This window comes from Oscillibacter sp. (assembly GCF_031978065.1).
In the GTDB taxonomy this organism is placed as follows: Bacteria; Bacillota; Clostridia; order Oscillospirales; family Oscillospiraceae; genus Oscillibacter.
The window spans coordinates 22,233-28,596 of record NZ_DALZCH010000034.1 but is presented as its reverse complement, the minus strand read 5'-3'; the positions used below and the strand labels follow the sequence as shown (position 1 = coordinate 28,596).

Annotated in this window: 4 protein-coding genes and 1 pseudogene; 2 read left to right on the top strand and 3 right to left on the bottom strand. The window is 44.6% G+C overall.

Annotated elements, in window-relative coordinates; translation table 11 throughout:
- Positions 1-213: 213 nt before the first annotated feature.
- Positions 214-2,067 (bottom strand): hypothetical protein, encoded by a 1,854-nt coding sequence (locus tag RTK01_RS07070; protein ID WP_312280297.1) that lies wholly within the window; start codon positions 2,065-2,067, stop codon positions 214-216.
- Between RTK01_RS07070 and RTK01_RS07065 the strand changes: the two are divergent.
- Positions 2,028-3,149 (top strand): annotated as a pseudogene (locus tag RTK01_RS07065) (tyrosine recombinase XerC). The gene RTK01_RS07070 and the pseudogene RTK01_RS07065 overlap by 40 nt on opposite strands.
- A gap of 179 nt (positions 3,150-3,328) precedes the next feature.
- The gene (locus tag RTK01_RS07060; RefSeq protein ID WP_312280296.1) at positions 3,329-4,882 is read left to right on the top strand and encodes an ABC-F family ATP-binding cassette domain-containing protein; all 1,554 of its coding nucleotides are present in this window, start codon (positions 3,329-3,331) and stop codon (positions 4,880-4,882) included.
- Positions 4,883-4,966: 84 nt separating this feature from the next.
- Here RTK01_RS07060 and RTK01_RS07055 read toward each other — a convergent pair whose 3' ends face one another.
- The gene (locus RTK01_RS07055; protein ID WP_312280295.1) at positions 4,967-5,797 is read right to left on the bottom strand and encodes a hypothetical protein; all 831 of its coding nucleotides are present in this window, start codon (positions 5,795-5,797) and stop codon (positions 4,967-4,969) included.
- 178 nt (positions 5,798-5,975) lie between these two features.
- Entirely contained in the window at positions 5,976-6,302 is a 327-nt protein-coding gene (locus RTK01_RS07050; protein WP_312280300.1) for a DUF4280 domain-containing protein, read from the bottom strand.
- Positions 6,303-6,364: the final 62 nt, after the last annotated feature.

Genomic DNA, 6,364 nt, shown 5'->3' with positions numbered 1-6,364 from the left:
GGAATTCATTAGACTAAATTAGACAGTGGTGTTACAAAAATGCTTGACCAGGACACTATTTGCTGTTGGCAAGTCCAAGGGGTGTACCTCTTGGGCTTGTACTGTATAAACAAACTGCGCAGCTCAGGTCAACCGTCAAACAATAGATTTTAGGGATAATGCAACGTCCACGAGTAATGCAAGAGGTGCATAAAATTTGGAAAGTATGCCCCACTAGACAATATTTAAGAAATCATCAATGCAACCAAAAAAACTGTTTTCCAATTTCAATTGAAGCAATTTTTCATTAACTTTTTTTTGCTTGATTTCAGCAAGTATATCAGAACAAACCCGAGCATTATATTGCCCTAACCCATCGCCCCAATATCTTTTAGGGTTACTCCACGATAAATCATTGTATAACCCGCTTTGGGCTATCTCAAAAGATGAGTTTCTTGCTTTGGTGTAGTACTCAGAATATAAATCATCAATCTTTTGAATGATGCTTTCAAGGCAAAGTCTCTCAAGATCCGAAGAATTAATAAAGATTTGCTCTATAGTGGCTACCAACTTACCTTTTAGTTCTTTGCAATTATCTGCAAACTCTTGGCCTCCACATTTTTTAAAAGATGCGTAAACATCTGCAGTCCAGCCAGATCCGTTATGGTTCACTGCACCTCTCAAGGAGGAGTGGTATGTCGTCATAATTGCATCCTTGAACTTTGATGTAATTGCATCATCTCTCACTGAAATACTGCTTTTATGTCTGCTCACGGCATTTTTGCTCTCTCGAAATTTCTTTAAAATACTGTCTGTGATAATACCTTGCTCTAGCCCACTAAGAGTTTCAAGCGCAGTAAGAAGTTCTTGTCGATAGTTAAAATACATCCGTCCAATTAACTTGTCTACTTCATCGAAAAAGTTGTCCCTTTCTTTTCTTGCGATATCTTTTTCAAATGACACAATGCGCTTATCATCAAAAGTAAATCCCTTTGCGGATTCATAAAAAATTATGTTTTTTGTGTCCAAAGAAACTTCTCTTTCACACAATTTTTTTCGCAATTGTTCCTTTTTTTCTGACATGCCTTCTTCACGAGTATCGCAATCTGTAATATTTTCCAACTCACCATTTTCAGAAAGACATACAAATCCAACTCGCAATCTCGTGTCTTTATTTTCCTTAATTAAGACTTGCTGAAGAATTGACATTACCGACTCATTACTTCCAAGATCGTTTACCTTATCACACATAAAAGATATACTATCTTCTTGTGCCATATAGTCTTGAATATCAGCTCGCTCACCTAAATCGACACCTCGTGTATCAATAATTGAGGAAATATATTCGGGCAAATCCAACTGATAATCATCATTGTTGATTTGAACTGTAATGCGTTTAGGCATAGGTGAATCGCTAAATTGACCATCATTAATTTTTTCAAAAGTGTTTTTTATCCACGCTTCGAAATCAATTTCGCCTTTTTCATATAGCAACTTTGTTCTATTGTTGTAATTAATTTTTTCCTTCAAATACTCTAAAGGATTAATTTTTAATTCACTGTAATTTTCCATTAAATCATCTGGTGACTTAAATTTTTGCGGTATTCCTGCCATATTTTTAATTAGGCGTATATGCTCCTGTGAAATATCAGTTGAGCCACCGCTTAGCCACTGAGAAAATTGCGTAAGATACGCTTCAAAATCTTCACGCAACACAGGCTCAATAATGATAACACTCTTTGCCGATCTGGGTATAATTTTTGTTTCACAAACAGTTATACGACCTGTACCTGTCTTTAGTAAGACAACATCACTTAATGGAATATTTAAATTTTTATTTTTAGTATCGATTAAACTTAAAAGCGTACAAATTGCAGTGGATTTACCAACTGCAATTTTACCATTAAAAAATATGTTGTAAGATTTCGGGGAGCAGTATCTATTGATATTGCTAATTCTAGACGATATACTCTGAGCCATTTTTTTAATTATTGGGTGACACGAATTACATTGGATATCATGGTCTTTTCGTTTTGCTTGCTCACACAATGCTAGTATGTCCTGGCGTTCCCTTTCAAGCTCGCTCATTCCTAATTCCTCCTGATTTTATATTACTACCAACAATATATTTGACGGTGCATTATTTACATATCAAACAACCTGGTGAAATTCGTAGTATTGCTATCATCTGTATGTACTTGCTTACCCCTGTCAATACTTCGCATAGGGGTGATAATATGCAGTCGAATAAAACTTGTCCCATTCTGGAGCAATACCTGGCTTATCTCCTTACAATCAAGGGACGCAGTCAAAATACAATTCTCGAGTACAGAATGGATTTGCTTCAATTCTTTCGGTATGTTGCAGTTCAAAGGGGTATTCCGGCCCCCTGTCTTCAGTTTGCGGATGAGGATTTTATCCACTCTATCCAATTAACCGATATGTACGGCTTCATTGTATATCATCAGGAAATACTCCATAATTCGCCTGGCACACGATGCAGAAAGATCGTCTCAATCCGGCAATTTTGGAAGTATCTTAAATTCAAGGCACATATCATAGATAATAACATTGCCGAAGAATTGGAAACACCAAAGCTGCCCAAGCGCATCGTTCGCTGTATGACCTTAGAAGAGTCGGTGCGACTTTTGATTGAGTCCAGTTCCAGCTCTGTGCGGGATAACTGTATCATCACTATTTTTTTAAACTGCGCTTTACGACTTTCTGAATTGGCAGCACTCAATGTCGAACAGGTTAATAGCGATGTGCTGTCTGTCATCGGAAAGGGCAATAAAGAACGAAAAATCTATATGACGCCGGCGGTGAAACAAGCGCTATCTAAATGGCTTCCTCTTCGTCAGTTAATGAGCGTAGATACCAACGCACTATTCATTTCTCGGAACCATCAGTGACTCACTACGCGGTCCATTCAAAACGTCGTAAAGAATCATATTGTGGCTTCAGGCATCAACCCAGAAGGCTTGTCCACACACAAGCTCCGTCACACATCTGCAACTCTTATGTACAAGTATGGGCATGTGGATATTAGATCACTGCAGCAAATTCTCGGGCATGAAAGCATTGCCACAACAGAAATCTATACCCATGTCGATGACAACCAGCTCCATGCTGCCGTCAGCGCCAACCCCTTAGCCATGATGTTCAACTGAACATCATGGCTATTAAACATAACACGAAGCACGGTAGACTGGAAGTATTATATTGCGAAAAAAGAGGCGGTGGGGACAGAAGATTTTGAGGACTGCCCTATGCGCGGTTGCATTTTGCGCAAAATCCCGTTAAGATAATAAAACCATGCAATCTGTGAGAGGAAATTGAGGAAACAAACATGAGTATCTTGACAGTCAATCATGTCAGTCACGGCTTCGGGGCCAGACAGATTTTAAAAGACGCGTCCTTTCGCTTGCTCAAAGGCGAGCATATCGGCCTTGTGGGCGCAAACGGCGAGGGAAAGACCACCTTTTTAGACATCATCACCGGCAAGCGGATGCCAGACGAGGGAACAGTGGAGTGGTGTAACCACATCACAACAGGGTATCTGGATCAGTTCAGCGTACTGGAGAAAGGAAAGACCATCCGCGATATTCTCCGCTCCGCCTTTGCACCCATGTACAAGCTGGAGCAGGATCTGCTGGCAAATTATGACCGGATGGGCGAGTGCGAAGGTGATGCGCTGGAGAAGCTGATGGAGGATGTGGGCGAAATTCAGGAGATTCTGGAGCAGTCCGGTTTCTACGTGATAGATTCCCGCATTGAGGAGTATGCCAACGGTCTGGGGCTGGGGGACATCGGACTGGAACGGGATGTCAGCGAGTTGTCCGGTGGTCAGCGGGCAAAGGTGCTTTTGACGAAGCTGCTGCTGGAAAACCCGATGATCCTGATTCTGGACGAGCCAACTAACTTTCTGGATGAGAACCACATCGCGTGGCTGAAACGGTTCCTGCAGAACTACGAAAACGCCTTCATTCTGGTATCCCACGATACTCCGTTCCTCAACGATGTGGTCAACGTGATCTATCATGTGGAGAACACCGTGCTGACCCGCTACTCCGGCAACTATGAGCAGTTTCAGGCACTCTATGACATCAAAAGCCATCAGATGGAACAGGCGTATGTAAAGCAGCAGAAGGAGATTGCCCAGCTGGAGGACTTTGTGGCCCGCAATAAGGCCCGTGCCGCCACCGCCACGCTGGCCCGGAGCCGGCAGAAGCGGCTGGACAAGATGGATGTCATTGAACTGGGAAAGGACAAGCCCAAGCCTGTCTTCTCTTTCACTCCTGCCCGTACCCCTAGCCGCGAGGTCATCGTAGCCAAGCAACTGGTGCTGGGTTACAGTGAGCCGCTGACCCGTCCCGTGGATGTGACGGTGGAGCGCAACCAGGAAATCGCCCTCCGCGGGGTCAACGGTCTGGGAAAATCCACGCTGCTGAAAACTCTGCTGGGCCTGATTCCGCCGGTGTCCGGTACGGTGGAGCTAGGGCAGTTTGCCGATGTGGGATACTTCGAGCAGGAGGAGCGGGGCAACGACAACACGGCGCTGGTGGAGATCTGGCAGGAGTTCCCCAAAATGAGCAACGGTGAGGTGCGGGGCGCGCTGGCGCGCTGCGGCCTGACCACCGAGCATATTACCACGCAGATGCGGGTGCTCTCTGGTGGCGAGAACGCGAAGGTTCGGCTGTGCAAGCTGATGCTGCGCCCCATGAATCTGCTGGTGCTGGACGAACCCACCAACCATCTAGATGTGGACGCGAAGGAAGCTCTGCGGGACGCCATCCGTGATTACAAGGGTACCATGCTGCTGGTGAGCCACGAACCGGAGTTTTACAGCGATCTGGTCACACAGGTGTGGAACGTGGAGGAGTGGACAACGAAGCTGATTTGATTTCGAATAAACATACTGGGAAGCCCAAAATCCATTTTGTGTTTCCTGTTGTGCTCATAATCTTCACGACAAACTGAAATTGAGTTATTGAAGGCCCATGACAAAGAGTATCATTGCCACAATTGGTAGCACAGTCCATGTGATATACCGACCTGCAATTTCCCACTCAGATGGTTCCACCCGGTCTACATTGCGAATTTGGAAGGCTAAATTCCAACGGAACAGCTCATCTACAAACAAAATAGAAATCGCTGTGACAATGCAGACAAATACACCTCCGAACCATGCAAGCCATGCACCTTTATGCGTCAGCTCAGGGCTATTCAACAAACCAAGTATGGCAGAAGCGGTCGGCTCCATTGGGTCAATTACATTCCCGTTTTCGTCCATTGCAATTCCATTGCTTGTCGTCACCGAAAAAGCTATGTTTTCAATACTCCCATCCTCGTTGTATAGCCATCGGTATTCTCCCTGATCCAAGATGCCTCCACGAAATAGAGTTTTTTCTCCCTGACGAAGCTCTACGCCAGTCATATACTCTCCCATCTCACTATCTTTCGGGATGGCGGTCGGGTCCTCCTTGGCGGTATAGGGACCGTAGATTTTATCGCCGTATTGGAACTCCACCGTTTTATCTGTATACACTGTAAAGCTAGCCTGCTTTCCCTGAATCTTGCCGGAATATACAGTATTGCCATTTTCCTGAGCTGGGATAAGGATGGCATTCTCATATGCAAAGCCCTCTCGGGCGATAGTCATGGGATAGATCACTGTAAACGCAAGAACCACGGCGATCATAAGAAGCAGGACTCCCTTTTGGTAGCGATCCAAACGTTTGACCCTCTCCAAAGCTACACCTCCATTCCATAAGCTCCAATTTGTCGTTCCACGCCAAATATAAATAATCTTTAGCATGCCTCCGTTTAAACATTTCGCGCAGTTCACTTCTGACATCGAATTGCACAGTTTCTATGTAAGAGGGGCTAAAAAACACACTCTGACACTGTCCTTCCTAAATTAATGATTGGATAGTAAAAAAACCGCAATATTATTGAATCCGGACTTTTTAAAGCATATTTTTCAGTCTGCCTTATTACGGGACTTCAACTGGAATCTGTCCAGGGTGAATGATGCTGATTATCCCGCCCCAGGGGCACATACATTTTGAGGAATCGTTCAGTGCAGGCAATCCGCCAATGAGCATGGTAGTAGAGCCAGGCACCCATGGCCCAGCTATGGCGGGGACACAGGGCATCGGTGTAAGCATTCCCCTCGCCGCTGTCGTGGCCGCAGTAACAGTGGGATTGGCAAGGGAACTGCACATGCCAAAAGGAAGTATGTTCGCCATGGGTTTATTGTCCATCACATTCGCGATTGCCATGGAGGTAGAGATAGCTGTGGTATTGGACGGAAGTACCATAAACGTAGATGAAGCCGATCCAAAAGTGCACTGAAGCATTGCACCACTGCATACGCACATTC